A 15,582-nucleotide genomic window follows, 5' to 3' on the forward strand; every position below is an offset into this window, starting at 1 on the left:
TCGCATTCATAGAAAAATAAGGAGATGGGTATCCATCTCCTTATTTTTTGTAATTCCATTCATCACTTTCATATTTTTCTTTCGCTAATGTTTGCACTTCATGAAGTTGTTCTTCTGTTAACTCATACGGTACTAGTTCCACATTTAACCCTTTTTCAAATCCAATATGGAATGCATCGATCAGTTGTTGAATCGTAAAAGTACGATCTGTTAAATCATTAATTGCAATTGCTTTTGAGGAGAACATTTTTTTCATGCGTTCTTTCACACGTTCATTTGGAAACAAGAACAGATCATACAGCATGTCTAAGTCGATTTCTAACGGAATGGAACCGTGCTGTAAAATAACACCTTTTTGTCTAGTTTGTGCACTCCCAGCAATTTTGCGCCCTTCTACAACAATTTCATACCATGACGGAGCATCAAAACAAACTGCTGAACGTGGATTTTTTAAATTGTCGCGCTCCTCAGCTGTTTTTGGTACTGCGAAATAAGCTTCTAAACCTAATGCTTGGAATCCATCTAACAATCCCTGTGAAATAACGCGATATGCCTCTGTCACTGTTTTTGGCATGTTTGGATGCTCTTCAGACACAATGACACTATACGTTAATTCATTATCATGAAGAACGCCGCGCCCGCCCGTTTGACGACGTACAAAGCCAAAACCATTTCTATTTACTGCATCCATATCAATTTCTTTTGAAACACGTTGAAAATAACCGACTGTTAACGTCGGAACTTCCCACTCATAAAAACGAATTGTTGGCGGCATTTTCTTTTCACTTTGCCAATTTAACAAACATTCATCTAACGCCATATTAAACGCTGGAGAGCATTTACCAGAATTTATATAACACCATTTTTCCTTTTCCATCCCACACCTCATATAACTAATTTTTCTCACATTCTCTAGTCTATCAAATTCGACAAAATTTGTGAAAGAATACGAAATTTCTTCTAATATAAAATGAACTTGTTGCATAAATACATGTGGGCATTATAATATGAAAAGTAGGATAAGAAAAAGGGAGCGATATAATCGTGTCAACAAACGTTATTATTTTACTAGCCATAGCTGCAGGAATCATCGGCTATTCTGTATGGATGTATTTCTATCAAAAAAAATTAATTAAAACACTTTCAGAAGAAGAATTTCGTGCTGGTTACCGTAAGGCGCAGCTGATTGATATTCGTGAAACGGACGAATATAATGCTGGTCACATTTTAGGAGCGCGTAATATTCCGATTTCACAAATACGTCTTCGTTACAAAGAACTTCGTACTGATCAACCGATTTATATGTATTGCCAAAACGGTTTCCGAACAGGCCGTGCAGCACAATTCTTAAAGAAACACGGCTATAAAGAATTTTATCAATTACAAGGCGGCTTTAAAACTTGGTCTGGTAAAGTGAAAAAGAAAAACTCATAATAAATAGCTAGCTTGTGCAAGACAAGCTAGCTATTGCATTTTACTTGCAATATATACTAAATTTTGTTTAACATCTTCACTATCTTGATCACGAACATTTCGGTAAAGCAACTGATACTCTACATTCTTTTCTTTCCATGTGAGAGTCGCCATATCTTCTCCGTCTATTTCTTCGTTATTATTTTTAAAATAGGCTGTTATACCATTTGCAAGTTTTACTTTCTCTTGAAAACGATTTTGTTCTACGATAAAAGGAAAATTATACGAAAAGTTCGCAACTGTTAATTCAATATAATCCCGCATGCCTTTTTCTTGCCGTTCATATTTAATATCAAGAGCAATCCGCTTATCTCCCATTTTTCGAACTACTGCTTTTGGATTATCTGTTGATTCATATGGTAAAAATGATGGTGTGTAAAAAGAAAAAGGAAGAACGTTTTTTACAGACTGTACCGGCATTGGATCAGACATCATATCCTCACTTGCCTCTAAATCTGCTGCAAACTTTTTTTCTTCGACCATTGTTTGCTGAAAAGAACATGCACTTAACACCATACTCGAAAATACGAAACATATCATCCGTTTTTTCAACTTGTATCCGCCCTTTCCTAACATTCTCTTTTCAGGCTTTCGTATGTTATGTTCATATTCTCTTTTTCTTACTGTTCTACCTTTGAAAACTTTCCCCTTTTATCTCACACAATTTGACAAACACGCTTTTGCTATTCTCACGCCGAATTGAATCGTTACGCGAATAACAAAAGCGATATTAACAAGATAGAATATGAAACGCTTTTCATGTCAAGAGTTTCACAAGATTTCTTTGATCCTTTTCTTGTATAATAGAAATAGAGGTGAAACATATGGTAAATATAAAACAAATCGCGAAAACGGCTGGAGTCTCTGTTACCACTGTTTCACGCGTCTTAAATGAGCATCCATATGTCAGTGAAGAAAAGCGAAAACGCGTCTTAGAAACTGTTAAAGAATTGAATTACGCCAAAAATGTAAATGCTGTTCATCTTCTAAAAGGAAAAACACATACAATTGGCGTTGTGCTTCCTTTTATTAATCTGCCGTACTTTAGTACAATTATTGAAGGGATTGGAACGAAAGCACTTGAAGCCGGATACCGTATTACTCTCTGTCAAACAAACTACGATAGCATTGAAGAAATGCGTGTTCTTGAAATGATGAAAATGAAACAATTTGATGGCATGATTATTTGTTCCCGGTCAAGCTCATGGGAAGTCATTGAACCTTTCGCAAAATTTGCGCCTATCATTTCGTGTGAAAAACTGCTGCATCCGCTTATATCTTCTGTCTATGTTAATCATTACGACGGATTTCGGATTGGAACAGAATATTTATTACAAAACGGACATGAGCGCATTGGATTTTGTCTAGCACGCAAAAATAGCGTGAGCACACAGCAGCGTGAGCAAGCGTTCTTTGATACTCTACACGCATATGGTAAACGTTCACAAACAGACTGGCAGTTTTATCAATGCTACACGATTCAAGACGGTGCAAATGTCATCCAAAGCATACTAACGATGAAAAATCGCCCTACTGCTCTTTTTGCTGCAAGCGATCAAGTTGCTTCTGGATTATTAACTGAAGCAAAAAAACAAGGACTGCGAGTACCAGAGGATTTAGCAATCTTAGGATTTGATAACCATCCTATTTCTGAAGCGTTAGAGATCACAACAATTGAAAATCCTGGCTTAGCAATGGGAAGCCATGCTTTTTCCTTATTTTATGAACAAGTACAACAGGAACAAATTATAGGGACTTCTGAAGAGTTACCATTTCGTCTCATTGAACGAGGAACAGTATAAAGTGAAACTTTAATCAGGGGGATAGAGCTTCTGACGTAGAGGTGTTTTTTACCTCGCAGGAAGAAGCGAAGCCACCGAACATTCTAGCCACTGGAACTGGACAATGCTTTTGCTGCATTTTGAGGCAGGAGTATTACTGCCCACGAATAGCGGGATAAAAGTTCCTATTACTGGAGCTTTTATCACTTTTGTATGTTTATCCTTCTTGACAACACCCGTGTATTATTCTATATTTTAACTAACGAACGGTAGGTAGGGGATGAACATGACAGCAAACCGTATTAAATCTGTAGCACTTTCACACTTTGCACGCTATGGCTATGAAGGAACTTCACTAGCAAATATTGCCGGGGAGGTTGGCATTAAGAAGCCGTCAATATATGCACACTTTAAAGGAAAAGAAGAGCTTTATTTTATTTGCTTAGAAGAATCTTTACAAAAGGATCTTGAATTCTTTAAACAGTATGTGAAGAATTCAGAAGAAACTCCCTTTGGAGACTTTTTATTTCATCTTCTTAAAGATTATAGCCATCGTTTTCAAGAAAGTATTGAGGCAATGTTTTGGTTACGCACTTCGTATTTTCCACCATTTTCCTTTCGCGAGCAAATTGTCGAAAAAGCAAATGCACACATTGAAAGCATCGGACAGCTTTTAGTACCTATATTTGAACAGGCACAAGAAAAGAATGAACTTTGTAGCATTGAAGTAACAGAAGCTGTTGCAGCTTATTTATGTTTAATGGACGGATTAATGGTTGAATTTTTATTTGCTGGAATACAACCATTTGAAAATCGATTACACGCATCTTGGAAAGTATTTTGGCGCGGATTGTCAAGCTGACGGATTGCACACGCAATACGTCATTTTCTCGCCCTAAACCTAACGACTGGTAGGAAGGAGAATGAATGATGGAATGGATTTATGTTGTTATCGCAGGAATCATTGAAATTGTATGGGTAATTGGCTTAAAACATGCGACAACACCACTAGAATGGATTGGGGTTGTACTTGCAATTGCAATAAGCTTTTTTCTTTTATTTAAAGCTTATGCGAAGCTGCCTGTTGGAACTGTATATGCTGTGTTCACAGGAATTGGAGCTGGAGGTATTGTCCTAACAGAAATTTTTGTATTTGGTGAACCTTTTTCAATAACAAAAATCTTATTTATCGGATTAATTTTCGTAGGTGTTATCGGCTTAAAACGAGTAACAGGTGAACAAGAACAGAAGGAGGCTGCATAAAATGGCATGGGTATATTTGATTATTGCTGGTATTTGTGAAGTCACTGGTGTTATCTTTATGAAGATAGCCAATGAAAAAAAAGGCTGGATGCCAAAACTTATGTTAATCGGCAACTTCGGTGTAAGTTTCTTCTTCTTATCTCTCGCTATGGATACACTGCCCATGGGAACAGCTTACGCAATTTGGACTGGAATCGGAACTGCTGGAAGTGCACTACTTGGTATTCTCCTCTTCCGTGAATCCGCTGATTGGCGTCGCCTTGCCTTTTTAAGCTGTATCTTATGCGGGGCAGTTGGTTTAAAATTAATGAGTTAACGAGGTGAATGCAGTGTGGAAAAAAAGAAGTACACAAATTATGACAGGAATCGTAATTGCCATTGCATTCTTATTGCAATCTATATTCCATATTGCAGAATGGTTATTTCATAAAGCATTTGCAATCCTCACGTTTTTGCCTAACATGGCTCTTGAGGCCCTTTCTGTAATTTGGTCCATTATTGCCTCTATTATCGTTATTATCATTTGGAGTATCGTAAAACTCTGGAAAAAGCTCTTTTCAAAAGACAGTTCTTCAAACTAAGAAGTAACTGTCTTTTTTTCATATCATTTCCTCCTTTGGACATACTACGAAAAAAGGAGCTGATGATATGCAAATTTCTGTCCACAAGCAAATTTTACTGCTATTTTTCATCTTTATTACGTTTGCTCTGTTTTTTAGTTTCATCTTACATACATATAACGTACCTGTTTACTCACCAAGTATGGTGTCGGTTTATAAAGTTGTTATGCATAGTTTGTTGCAATAAAGAAGGTGTCTCGTAATGAGGCACCTTTTATAACGTATGACTTTCTTTTTTTCTAATTATATCTCTCACTTCGCTGAATGCCGTTCACCACAAAACAAAAGTCTTTCTTCATAATCATTCTGTTTTATTTGTTACTTAGTCTTTTAAAATTCCCTATCTTGAAAAAACGAAATAGAAAACAACATAGAAACAAAATACGCGATACATACTCCAATACTTAACATACTTATGATAAACATAAGATTTGAAGAGTAAAAAAACATTAACATAAGCCTTTCCTCACCAAGAACATTACACATAAGTCCTAACAATCCTATTAGTGGAAACATAACAGCCACATTAAAAATAGTAACTATTTGTTTACTCCCTCCATACTTCAAAGGAAGTAGCATAATTGCATAAAGAGCCGAGAGAAAAACACCTATAAAAATTGCATACCATGGAATATTTATAGCTTTACCTAACAAAAATTTAGGTAAAATAGCAATAATTAAAGTAGCAATTAACCCGCATCCAATAAAGAGAATTGTCGATATATATTTCGCAATGACAATATCTTTTCTAACAAATGGAAAACTAATTAATAATTTATCTGCTTCATTTTTATCTTCAACCTGTAATGGTACAAATATCAATAAGCTACAAGTAGCAAAACAAACGACCGCAATCTGAAACGGGTCAACAGATTGTTTTAATGCACAATAAATTGGCAATATAAGATAAAGAAAAAAAACTTTTCGTTGTAAGAAAAAATCCTTCCAAACTAACTGCCCCATAATCCCTTCTCCCCTTTATATATCTCTTTTTTCATATAATTTAATTGCAATAAACATAGAGGCAATATACATAACTGCCAACCCAACTATCCCCATCATGCATATGCCTACATGTGACAGATTCATGATCCAATCACCAAATGAATCCTCCACACGATTTTCTCCTCCATCTATAACAAATAACGGTATAAGCGTCGTAGGTATAATTAGTCCTATTGCAAATAAACTACGGATAATTTTTGACCCAGCTCCATAATAGATTGGCAAATATAATGCAATGTATATAAAAGGAACGATAATACCTCTTAGCACTGAATACCACTTAAGTTCAATATAGAAATAAGGATGGTATACTCGAATGTCTTCAATTACAGTCATTCCTCTCATGATCCAAACGACCGTTGTTGTTAGTACAATCGCTATAATCGCAATTATAATAAAAGTCATATATCTCGCTATAATAATATCCTTTCGTTCTATCGGTAAACTAGCAATGATTTTTTCACTGCCATTCTTTTCATCCGCTCCTACAGACAACAGAATTGATACTATTACTGATATTAAACAGCTTACAGAAAAAATGCTTGAATCTGATGGATTCGTTATAAACAAGAAAGCCGAAAACCCCAAACAAAATATCCACATGGCACGCAGAAAATACAAGTCCTTAAACACAAGCTGACGCATTTCTCTTTCTCCCCTTCGCCGTATACACGATAATATCATCAAACGTCGGCTTTTCTAACACAACTTCTTGACCAAACCACTCTACAACTGCCTGTTTATCTCTCGCCAATCCTTCAAACCCATATTTATTTTTTCTTAAACCACTAAACAATTCTTTTCCTTCTTCGTCTAACAAATCGTTGCTTCCTTTTACGATTATGTAATTCTCCAGTAGTTCGTCTTTCTCTCCAGTAAAGACGATTTCACCTTCATTGATAAATGTAATATAATCGGCAATGCGTTCTAGATCAGTTGTAATATGTGTAGAAAATAACACGGATATTTCTTCTTCCATCACAACTTCTTGCAATATATCCAGCAACTCACTTCGGACAACTGGATCTAAACCTGCTGTTGGTTCATCCATAATAATAAGCTCGGCATGATGTGACAGCGCCATAGCAATGGCATATTTCATTTTCATTCCTTTTGATAATTGTTTAATCTTTTTATTTTTCGGAACTTGTAATCGTTCCATATAAGATTCATATTGTTCTTCATCCCACTTTTTATATAACGGTGCGATAATACGCTTCATTTGTTCACATGTTAAATCTTCATAGTAATGATTTTCATCGTACACAAAGCCGATATTTTGTTTTACTTCTTTTTCATATTTTTGATTGTCCTTACCAAAAATATGAATTTCACCACTATTTCGTTTTACTAAATTCATAATCATTTTGATTGTTGTACTTTTTCCAGATCCGTTTGGTCCAATAAACCCCATAATATATCCACGTGGCAGTGTAAAATTTACATTTCGGACTGAAAAACCTTGATAATCTTTGCAAACATTTTTTAATTCTAGCATGTGTCTTATTCCCCCTTATATAAAAACGCAATCATCTGCTGCAATTCTTCAAGAGACAGCTGAAGAAGTTTACTTTCATTGACTACTTCTTCCGCTCTACTTTCTAACAATCGCAACCTTTGTTCTCGTATGAGCTCATTATTTTGCACAGAAACATACGTCCCTTTTCCAGCAACTGTCTCAATATACCCTTCTCTTTCAAGTTCTTCATATGCTCGTTTCGTCGTAATCACACTAATCTGTAATTCTTTCGCTAAACTACGGATAGACGGTAATTGCTCTCCACCTTTTAAATTCCCATTTAAAATTAGCTGCCGAAGCTGTTTACTAATTTGTTCATAAATAGGATCTGGTGAAGAGTTTGAAATAATAATATTCATATTCCCCTCCACTGTGTATATACTGTACATATCTTATATACACAGTATATACACACTTCTCTATTTTGGCAACAAAAAAAGACCAACAATTTCCTGTTGGTCTTTCATATATGTATCACTTCTCAAAGCGATTTAACATCTCGTCTCTCATACCAAAGCTCACAATCGCAATCCCGACATACATAAAAATAAGAAATGCTGGATGTACTGTATTGTACCAATGGCTATCAATAACCAAATATACCGTTAAAGCTGCAACAAGTAAAAATGCAACAATAAACATATAGAAATGACTTTTACTACCCATAATAAACTCCTCTCTAATTACTCATTTATTGTAACGAATTATCCCCTATGACTCAAGACTAAGTTTCCTGTAAATGATCTAACTCAACTTTCACAATGTCATGACAAGCAATTGGAATCAGTGTTCCTTTACTATCAATTGCAGTTACACTCTTATTATCTAATACGTGATGCTTCACTCTTTCTAACATTTTTTCTGTATCTTGGTAATAAAATTCTTTAATATCTTTAATCATATCACCATTTTCTAAATGATACACCATCCTGCAACGTTTATAGCCCATCTTTCCCATCCCCTTGTTCATTTCTTCACATATGTATGAAAAATTGACATTTTTGCTTCTCATTTACTTTAATTTCAATAAAATTCTAACAAAAATACACACTATTATCAAAGGGACTTTTTCAACAAAAATGTTGAGAAAGTATGATAATTCTCCAATCTTACATAAAACCTGCAATTTTGTAACATCTTTTTTAGGTAATGACACCTTCTTCGACAATATGAAAAAAGAACCCGCATATAGCGAGTTCTCTACAAATTATTATTGATTATTAAACTTGTACCATAGATGGTTTTTGATAGCGTAAAATCGGCTTACGTGCTGCCATTGTTTCATCAAGACGCTTAATTACTGTTGTATGCGGTGCTTCTTGAACCACTTCTGGATTTTCTTCTACCTCTTTTGCGATTTGAATCATCGTATCGATAAATCCATCTAATGTTTCTTTTGATTCTGTTTCTGTCGGCTCAATCATAATACATTCTTCCACATTTAATGGGAAGTAAATTGTTGGTGGATGGTAGCCGAAATCAAGCAAACGTTTTGCGATATCAAGCGTACGTACGCCAAGTTTCTTTTGACGACGACCAGATAAAACAAACTCATGCTTACAATGTCTATCAAATGGAAGATCGTAAAATGGCGCTAATCTTCTCATCATATAGTTCGCATTTAATACTGCATATTCTGTTACAGCACGAAGTCCATCTGGACCCATTGAACGGATATACGTATATGCACGAACGTTAATACCGAAGTTGCCATAGAACGGTTTCACGCGTCCGATTGCTTGTGGACGATCGTAATTAAAGTGGTAGCCGCTTTCTGTTTTCTCTAAAATCGGCTTTGGTAAAAATGGAATTAAATCTTCTTTTACACCTACTGGACCAGAACCTGGACCACCGCCGCCATGCGGACCTGTAAATGTTTTATGAAGGTTTAAATGCACAACGTCAAATCCCATATCTCCTGGGCGTGCTTGACTTAATACCGCATTTAAGTTTGCACCGTCATAGTACAATTTACCGCCTGCATTATGGACGATTTCTGCCATTTCTAAAATGTTCTCTTCAAATAGTCCAAGTGTATTTGGATTTGTTAACATAAGCGCTGCTGTTTCTTCGTTCACAACGCGCTTTAAGTCTTCTAAATCAACAAGACCATTTTCATTTGATTGTACTGTAATCGTCTCAAATCCTGCTACTGTTGCAGAAGCTGGGTTTGTTCCGTGCGCAGAGTCAGGAACGATAACTTTTGTACGGTTATAGTCACCGTTTGCTTCATGATACGCACGAATTAACATTAATCCTGTCCATTCACCGTGCGCTCCTGCTGCCGGTTGAAGTGTAACAGTATCCATACCTGTAATTTCTTTTAAGTGCTCTTGTAAGTCATACATTAACTCCATTGCACCTTGCACTGTCTTTTCATCTTGAAGCGGATGAATATGCGCAAGGCCAGGGAAACGTGCTACATTTTCATTAATTTTTGGGTTGTACTTCATCGTACAAGATCCTAATGGATAAAACCCAGAATCAACACCGTGGTTACGGTTTGAAAGCGCTGTGTAATGGCGCATAATATCAAGTTCTGATACTTCAGGAAGCTCTGCATCTTCAATGCGAATATACTCGCTCCCAAACACATCTTCTAATTTTACTTCTTCTACATCTAATTGGGGTAAGCTATATCCTACGCGTCCTTCTCTACTCATTTCAAAAATAAGTGCTTGGTCTTGATTCTTCATTGGATAGCCCCCATTCCGTTTACAAGTGTGTCGATTTCTTCTTTTGTGCGAAGTTCTGTTACCGCTAGAAGCATATGATTTGTTAATTCTTTATAATCACGGCCTAAGTCGTAACCACCGATAATATTTTTTGATAATAATGCATCGTTTACTTCTTGTACTGGACGTTTGCAATCTACAACAAATTCATTGAAGAACGGTCCAGCAAATGTTACTGTAAAGCCTTTTGCCTCAAGTTGACGTTTTGCATATTGTGCTTTAGAAACGTTTTGACGTGCCATTTCCTTCACACCTTGCTTTCCAAGTGCTGTCATGGCAACAGAAGCTGCTAATGCATTTAATGCTTGGTTTGAACAAATATTAGATGTCGCTTTATCACGACGAATATGTTGCTCACGTGCTTGCAGTGTTAATACGAAACCACGTTGTCCTTCAGAATCCACTGTTTGTCCAACAAGGCGTCCTGGAATTTTACGCATAAACGCTTTTGTTGAAGCAAAATAACCGCAGTGTGGGCCGCCAAACTGCGTTGGGATACCAAATGGTTGTGCATCACCAATGACAATATCAGCACCAAATTTCCCTGGTGATGTTAATGCACCTAGTGATAGTGGATTTGAAGAAACGATGAATAATGATTTTTGCTGATGAGTGATTTTCTCAATATCAGCTAATTTCTCCACTTGTCCGAAGAAGTTTGGATATTGAACGATTACGCAAGCTACTGTATCATCTACTTCACTTTGTAATACGTCTAAATCTGTTACACCATCTTTATAATCAATTTCAACAACCTCAAGGTGTTGACCTTTTGCATATGTTTCAAGAACTGCTCTTGATTCTGGATGAACTGCTTTAGAAACAAGAATTTTCTTTTTACGAGTATGACCTGCCGCTAGCATTGCCGCTTCTGCTAACGCTGTACCTCCGTCATACATAGAAGAGTTTGCTACGTCCATACCTGTTAGTTCACAAATCATAGTTTGGAATTCAAAGATCGCTTGTAATTCCCCTTGTGAAATTTCTGGTTGGTATGGTGTATAAGCTGTATAAAATTCTGAACGAGAAAGAACATGATCTACAATTACTGGTGCATAATGATCATATACACCTGCTCCTAAGAAGGAAGCATAGTCTTTTAAGTTTGCATTTTTACTAGCAAGCTCAGACAGTTCTTTTAAAAGTTCTGGTTCTGATTTTGCCTGTTTTATATTTAAATCTCCTTGAAAACGAACGCTTTCTGGAATATCAGAAAATAACTCATCGATCGTTTGAACGCCGATTGTTTGTAACATTTCTTTTTTGTCTTCTTCTGTCATTGGAAGATAACGATGCAACATGAAATTTACCCCTCTCCCCGTTACTTTGAACGTTTGTAAAATGGTGTTGGAACAACAACTGCTTTGACGCGTTTATTACGAATTTCAATTTCAATTTCTGTATCAACTGCTGCATATTTTACATCAATTAACGCTAAACCAATATTTTTCTTTAACGTTGGAGATTGTGTACCACTTGTAACTTCCCCGATTTTTTCTTCGCCCACATATACTGGGTAATGCGTGCGCGGGATACCACGTTCAATTACTTCGATGCCGACTAATTTACGAGGTGCACCGTTTTCTTTTTGTTCCTTTAGCGTTTCTTTTCCAAAGAAATCCATTTCTTTATTTGTTTTTACTGCAAAGCCAATTCCAGTTTCAATTGGTGTAATATCTTTTGATAACTCTTGACCATAAAGAGGAAGTGCAGCTTCAAAACGCAGTGTATCACGCGCTCCTAAACCACATGGTTTTAAGCCGTCTTCTTCGCCTACTTCAAGAAGTTTCTCCCAAATCTTTGCAGCCTCTTCGCTCTTACAGTAAATTTCAAATCCATCTTCACCTGTATAACCAGTACGAGATACAAGCGCTTCTACATCGTCCACAAGAACATGGTCTTTAAATTTAAAGAACTTAATTTCTTTTAAATCTTCTGAGACAACTTTTTGTAAAATGCCCTCTGCTTTTGGTCCTTGAATTGCAAGTTGTGCAATTTCACTAGAAACGTTGACTACTTGCACATCACCGCTTACATGAGAAGCTAACCACTCATAATCTTTTTCAATATTTGATGCATTGATTACTAATAAATAGTCTTCTTCTCCGCGTTTGTAGATTAATAAATCATCTACCGTACCACCATCTTCGTAGCACATTGCCGTATATTGTGCTCCGCCTACCTTTAAGATAGAAACATCATTTGTAACTACACGTTGTAAAAATGCTAAACTATCTGCACCTTTTACTTCTACTTCTCCCATGTGAGAAACATCAAAAAGACCTGCTTCTGTACGAACAGCTTCATGCTCTTCTTTAATGCTTGAAAATTGAACTGGCAGTTCCCAACCACCAAAGTCAATTGTTTTCCCACCATACTTCGCGTATACATCAAATAGCGGTGTACGTTGTAACGTAATCATGTTCTCTCCCCCTTGCACTTTCTATGACAAATTAATAAAAGTTGACTTCCCATTTCTAAACATTTTCAAATTTAAAAAGATGGGATATACGGAATCTCATGCTATTTTTTTATGAAAGCGTAAATAAAAAAGTACTTTCTTGGATAAAATACGAAAGATTCCACACATTTCACACCATTATCCTAACATTTTTCGAGTAGTTTCATCAATATTCTAGCTAAAAAAATAATTTAGAATTTATAGAAGGTGAGATATTATCCATGAATGTCGAAATTTCAATAGAACGTTCTTGGCAAGAAAACTTCTTAAAACGAATAGAAGAAGATGGTCCGTGGACAAATTGGGAACTATTTCATCTCGCATATCAAACTGAACAGTCCCTTCTCACTCCCACATTTGACGGGCTACAGGCGCCTAAACATTTACCTAATTTCACGCCGCTTCCACATCAACTAGAAGTAGCGCAAACCGTTATTGAACAAATGAACGGAAAAGCAATCTTAGCAGATGAAGTTGGCCTTGGAAAAACAATTGAAGCCGGACTTATTTTAAAAGAATATATGGTGCGCGGACTTGTGAAAAAAGTGCTCATTCTTGTACCTGCATCTCTCGTTTCCCAATGGGCATATGAATTAAATACAAAATTTTTCATTCCAGCCGCCATGCAGCGAAAAAGTTACTCTTGGGAGCAAGCTGACGTTATTGTTTCGTCTATCGATACCGCGAAGCGCTCTCCGCACCGTGATATCGTTTTAAATTTAGAATATGATCTCATTATTATTGATGAAGCGCATAAACTAAAAAACAACAAAACGAAAAACTATGAATTTGCGCAACTATTAAAGAAAAAATTTTGCTTATTACTTACCGCAACACCTGTTCAAAATCGTATTGATGAAATATTTAATCTTGTCTCATTATTAAAGCCCGGTCATCTCGGCAACCAATCTAATTTTGAAGAATATTATGCTTCCAAAAATCGCACTACTGAAACAGATGAACATTTAAAACAACTCATTAATAAAGTAATGGTACGGAATCGACGGCACGACACTGGCATCGAGTGGCCAAAAAGGCACGTTCATACGCTCTTTGTCGACTTCAATGAACAGGAAAAGGCTTTATACGATGCAATTGAAGGGTGGAAAAGACAAGATGCATGTACCTCAGCATTTTCTGCTTTAACATTAAAGCGTGAAGCGTGCAGTAGCCGCGAAGCTGTCTATTTCTCACTCAAAAAACATGTAGAAAAGCGGCAAAAAGAAAATGAGCAATATACAGTGGATCCATACATAGATGTGTTAATGGAAAAAATCAATGGTATTTCCGCTAATTCAAAAGCAAATAAAGCATTAGAAATCATTAAAGAAATTAATGATAAAGTTGTCATTTTTACAGAATACCGTGCTTCTCAAATGTATTTACAATGGTTTTTAAAACAGCACGGCATTTCATCTGTACCATTTCGCGGCGGGTTTAAACGTGGAAAAAAAGATTGGATGAAAGAATTGTTTCAAAACCATGCCCAAGTATTAATTGCGACAGAAGCAGGCGGTGAAGGGATAAATCTACAATTTTGTAATTACATGATCAACTACGACCTTCCTTGGAATCCGATGCGCCTTGAACAAAGAATCGGCCGGATTCATCGTCTCGGACAAAAGCATGATGTTCACATTTATAATTTGGCAACGAAACATACAGTAGAAGAGCATATTTTAAAACTGCTTTATGAGAAAATTGACTTATTTGAGCGTGTCATTGGTGATTTAGATGAAATTTTAACAAGAATTAATATGAAGAATATCGATGCACACATTCACGATATTTTTGCTCATTCCAAAAGCGAAGGCGAAATCCGAATTAAAATGGAAAATTTAACATCTATTATTGAATTTGCCAAACGAAATGAAGCTGAGGTGCATGGCTATGCAGCAACATGAAATCCATCATTATTTGCATTGTTTTTTCGAGGCAAACGACTGCGAAATTGTGCAGCGTTTTCCTCATTTATTGGATGTTCAATTAACAATTGAAATGGACAAACTACTTATGAACCGTCCATTTTACTGGCATTATCTTGAAAAAACAGGCGGCATACCAAATCCAATGCGCCTTACATTCATTACTGATACAAAACACGAGGAGCAAGAAGGCGAGTTCATTCACTACGGTTCTCCGCGCCTACATCAAATTTTTCAAACAACAAAAGAATTAGGTGCTTACATTCGTTTATTTGAAGATGTACATTCAAATGGAAAAACAAGCACTCCGCTCCATCCTTGGCTTGGCGTCAATATAAAAGTCTCCTATCAATGTGATCGAAAAAAAGATATGTTGTACTCAATCGGTATTCATCTTATTTCCGGTACGATGATTACCAATTTTCATGAAGCATTGGCAGCACTTCGTCTCACACCAAAAATTCCTGATTTTTGTTTTACATTAACGCCGATTATTAAACCACAAAGCGGGCTAACTAGAATTGAAGAAGCAATGAAACGTATCATTACTTCCGACGATCATTCATGGGCTGAAGAAGCAAAAATTCGTTGGAATCACGATTTACAACTCCTAAACCGCTTTTATGAGGAAAGTAATGAATTACCAGAAAGCTATGAGATAGAAAAACGAGCTTTGCAAGAACAATACGAGCCGCGCATTACGATCCAAATTATAAACGGCGGACTCTTTTATGTGACAGCAAACCATTTTCTCGCATAAAAAAACTCCTTCTACAAGGAGCTTTTTTATGTTAGAAAGT

Annotated in this window: 20 protein-coding genes; 9 read left to right on the forward strand and 11 right to left on the reverse strand. The window is 36.2% G+C overall.

Going from position 1 to position 15,582, the window contains the following annotated elements; all coding sequences use genetic code 11:
- Positions 1-40 precede the first annotated feature (40 nt).
- Positions 41-877 (reverse strand): lipoate--protein ligase family protein, encoded by an 837-nt coding sequence (locus BR72_RS02215; RefSeq protein WP_035429564.1) that lies wholly within the window; start codon positions 875-877, stop codon positions 41-43.
- A 167-nt stretch (positions 878-1,044) separates the two neighbouring features.
- Here BR72_RS02215 and BR72_RS02220 point away from each other — a divergent pair, with 167 nt between their 5' ends.
- A complete protein-coding gene (locus tag BR72_RS02220) occupies positions 1,045-1,434 on the forward strand; it encodes a rhodanese-like domain-containing protein (RefSeq protein WP_035429567.1) in 390 nt (129 codons plus the stop codon).
- Between the two features lie 30 nt (positions 1,435-1,464).
- Here BR72_RS02220 and BR72_RS02225 read toward each other — a convergent pair whose 3' ends face one another.
- Positions 1,465-2,049, reverse strand: a complete 585-nt coding sequence (locus BR72_RS02225; RefSeq protein WP_051957197.1) for a hypothetical protein — start codon at positions 2,047-2,049, stop codon at positions 1,465-1,467.
- Between the two features lie 248 nt (positions 2,050-2,297).
- Between BR72_RS02225 and BR72_RS02230 the strand changes: the two genes are divergently transcribed.
- The 6 genes from BR72_RS02230 to BR72_RS26620 all read left to right on the forward strand — a co-directional run bounded on the left by BR72_RS02230 (position 2,298) and on the right by BR72_RS26620 (position 5,324).
- Positions 2,298-3,275 carry a LacI family DNA-binding transcriptional regulator gene (locus tag BR72_RS02230; RefSeq protein ID WP_035429569.1) on the forward strand — a complete coding sequence of 326 codons (978 nt, stop codon included), beginning with the start codon at positions 2,298-2,300 and terminating at the stop codon, positions 3,273-3,275.
- Between the two features lie 259 nt (positions 3,276-3,534).
- Positions 3,535-4,116, forward strand: coding sequence for a TetR/AcrR family transcriptional regulator (locus BR72_RS02235; protein WP_035429571.1), 582 nt, complete (start codon positions 3,535-3,537; stop codon positions 4,114-4,116).
- A 68-nt stretch (positions 4,117-4,184) separates the two neighbouring features.
- The gene (locus tag BR72_RS02240) at positions 4,185-4,517 is read left to right on the forward strand and encodes a DMT family transporter (RefSeq protein ID WP_035429574.1); all 333 of its coding nucleotides are present in this window, start codon (positions 4,185-4,187) and stop codon (positions 4,515-4,517) included.
- 1 nt (position 4,518) lies between these two features.
- Positions 4,519-4,833 carry a DMT family transporter gene (locus BR72_RS02245; RefSeq protein WP_035429577.1) on the forward strand — a complete coding sequence of 105 codons (315 nt, stop codon included), beginning with the start codon at positions 4,519-4,521 and terminating at the stop codon, positions 4,831-4,833.
- A gap of 13 nt (positions 4,834-4,846) precedes the next feature.
- Positions 4,847-5,098, forward strand: coding sequence for a DUF3975 family protein (locus tag BR72_RS02250; RefSeq protein WP_035429578.1), 252 nt, complete (start codon positions 4,847-4,849; stop codon positions 5,096-5,098).
- 67 nt (positions 5,099-5,165) lie between these two features.
- Positions 5,166-5,324, forward strand: a complete 159-nt coding sequence (locus BR72_RS26620) for a hypothetical protein (RefSeq protein WP_177206895.1) — start codon at positions 5,166-5,168, stop codon at positions 5,322-5,324.
- A 143-nt stretch (positions 5,325-5,467) separates the two neighbouring features.
- On the opposite strand, the gene BR72_RS02255 is transcribed toward BR72_RS26620, so the two are convergent.
- From BR72_RS02255 to gcvT, 9 genes are all read right to left on the reverse strand, one after another.
- Positions 5,468-6,100, reverse strand: a complete 633-nt coding sequence (locus BR72_RS02255) for an ABC-2 transporter permease (protein ID WP_035429581.1) — start codon at positions 6,098-6,100, stop codon at positions 5,468-5,470.
- Between the two features lie 15 nt (positions 6,101-6,115).
- A complete protein-coding gene (locus BR72_RS02260) occupies positions 6,116-6,787 on the reverse strand; it encodes an ABC-2 transporter permease (RefSeq protein ID WP_035429583.1) in 672 nt (223 codons plus the stop codon).
- Positions 6,768-7,640 (reverse strand): ABC transporter ATP-binding protein, encoded by an 873-nt coding sequence (locus BR72_RS02265; protein ID WP_035429586.1) that lies wholly within the window; start codon positions 7,638-7,640, stop codon positions 6,768-6,770. Before BR72_RS02265 ends, BR72_RS02260 begins: the two co-directional genes overlap by 20 nt.
- Positions 7,641-7,645: 5 nt before the next feature.
- Complete coding sequence (locus tag BR72_RS02270; RefSeq protein ID WP_035429588.1) at positions 7,646-8,020, reverse strand: GntR family transcriptional regulator; 375 nt, start codon at positions 8,018-8,020, stop codon at positions 7,646-7,648.
- A 115-nt stretch (positions 8,021-8,135) separates the two neighbouring features.
- Positions 8,136-8,327, reverse strand: a complete 192-nt coding sequence (locus BR72_RS02275) for a hypothetical protein (RefSeq protein WP_035429591.1) — start codon at positions 8,325-8,327, stop codon at positions 8,136-8,138.
- A 58-nt stretch (positions 8,328-8,385) separates the two neighbouring features.
- Positions 8,386-8,610, reverse strand: coding sequence for a DUF3929 family protein (locus tag BR72_RS02280; RefSeq protein ID WP_035429594.1), 225 nt, complete (start codon positions 8,608-8,610; stop codon positions 8,386-8,388).
- A 271-nt stretch (positions 8,611-8,881) separates the two neighbouring features.
- A complete protein-coding gene (gene gcvPB / locus BR72_RS02285; RefSeq protein WP_035429596.1) occupies positions 8,882-10,357 on the reverse strand; it encodes an aminomethyl-transferring glycine dehydrogenase subunit 2 in 1,476 nt (491 codons plus the stop codon).
- A complete protein-coding gene (gene gcvPA / locus BR72_RS02290) occupies positions 10,354-11,697 on the reverse strand; it encodes an aminomethyl-transferring glycine dehydrogenase subunit 1 (RefSeq protein WP_035429599.1) in 1,344 nt (447 codons plus the stop codon). Before gcvPA ends, gcvPB begins: the two co-directional genes overlap by 4 nt.
- Before the next feature lie 20 nt (positions 11,698-11,717).
- Positions 11,718-12,818: a glycine cleavage system aminomethyltransferase GcvT gene (gene gcvT, locus BR72_RS02295; RefSeq protein ID WP_035429602.1), complete on the reverse strand. Its 1,101-nt coding sequence runs from the start codon at positions 12,816-12,818 to the stop codon at positions 11,718-11,720.
- Positions 12,819-13,078: 260 nt separating this feature from the next.
- Between gcvT and BR72_RS02300 the strand changes: the two genes are divergently transcribed.
- A complete protein-coding gene (locus tag BR72_RS02300) occupies positions 13,079-14,761 on the forward strand; it encodes a DEAD/DEAH box helicase (RefSeq protein WP_035429604.1) in 1,683 nt (560 codons plus the stop codon).
- A complete protein-coding gene (locus BR72_RS02305) occupies positions 14,748-15,542 on the forward strand; it encodes a YqhG family protein (RefSeq protein WP_035429607.1) in 795 nt (264 codons plus the stop codon). The genes BR72_RS02300 and BR72_RS02305 overlap by 14 nt, the downstream gene beginning before the upstream one ends.
- Positions 15,543-15,582 lie beyond the last annotated feature (40 nt).

The organism is Bacillus sp. UNC322MFChir4.1, assembly GCF_000746135.1.
Classification (GTDB): domain Bacteria; phylum Bacillota; class Bacilli; order Bacillales; family Bacillaceae_G; genus Bacillus_A.